Annotated in this window: 1 protein-coding gene; it reads left to right on the top strand. The window is 73.6% G+C overall.

What is annotated here, in order from left to right; translation table 11 throughout:
- Positions 1–19: 19 nt before the first annotated feature.
- A partial coding sequence (locus AC2W7C_RS18435; protein WP_486002641.1) for a tetratricopeptide repeat protein occupies positions 20–959 on the top strand: 940 nt, incomplete at its 3' end.

The raw sequence follows: 959 nt of genomic DNA, 5'->3' as shown, positions 1-959 counted from the left end.
GGTCGCGCTGGTCGAGCGGGTGCTGGCGCGCGATCCCGGCCACCCCCACGGCGGCCCACCTCTACATCCATCTGCTCGAGGCCGGCGATCCCGCGCGCGCCGAGGCGGCGGCCGATCGGCTGGCGACGTTGCCGTCCAGCGCCGCTCACCTGGTCCACATGCCGTCCCACATCTACATGGTGCGCGGGCGCTACGCCGACTCGATCCGGGTCAACGTCGCCGCCGTCCGCGCCGACGAGGCCTGGATCCGCGCCTCGAACGACCGGGGCTTGGTGCGCTACGGCTACTATCCGCACAACGTCCATTTCATCGTCGCCTCGGCCCAGATGGCCGGCGACATGACCACGGCCATCGAAGAGGCCCGACGGCTCAGGACCCTGCTGGATCCAGAGACCTCGGCCCGGATCGGCTGGATCCAGGCCATCGACGCCGCCCCCTACCTGGCCATGGCCCAATTCGCCTCGCCCGACGCCATCCTGGCCATGCCCGAGCCCGATCCCCGCCTGCCCTATGCGGCGGCGATGCGGCTCTACGCCCGCGCGGTGGCGCACGCCCAAGTCGGCGATCGCGCGGCCTTCGACGCGACCCTGGACCGGCTCATCGACCTGCGCGCCTCCGGTGCCTTCGCCGAGATGATCGCCCAGGGCGTGCCGGCGCCCGATCTGCTGTCCCTGGCCGAGGCGCCGCCCGCGGCCGGCTGGCCTACCACGAGGGCCGCTTCGAGGACGCGGTCCGCCACTACCGCGAGGCCGCGGCCCTGGAAGCCCGGCTGCCCTATCAGGAGCCGCCCTACTGGTACTATCCGGTCAGCCAGTCGCTGGGCGCGGCCCTGCTCGGGCGGGCCGGCCCGGCCGAGGCCGTCCAGGCCTTCCGTCAGGCCCTGGTCCAGTCCCCGGATAACGGCTGGGCCCTCTACGGCCTGGCCGAGGCCCAGGCCGCCCAGGGGCAGGCTCTCGACG

It is taken from the genome of Brevundimonas sp. CURTG3B2_SDJG (genome assembly GCF_057364705.1).
This window is presented reverse-complemented; position numbering and strand designations above follow the sequence as displayed.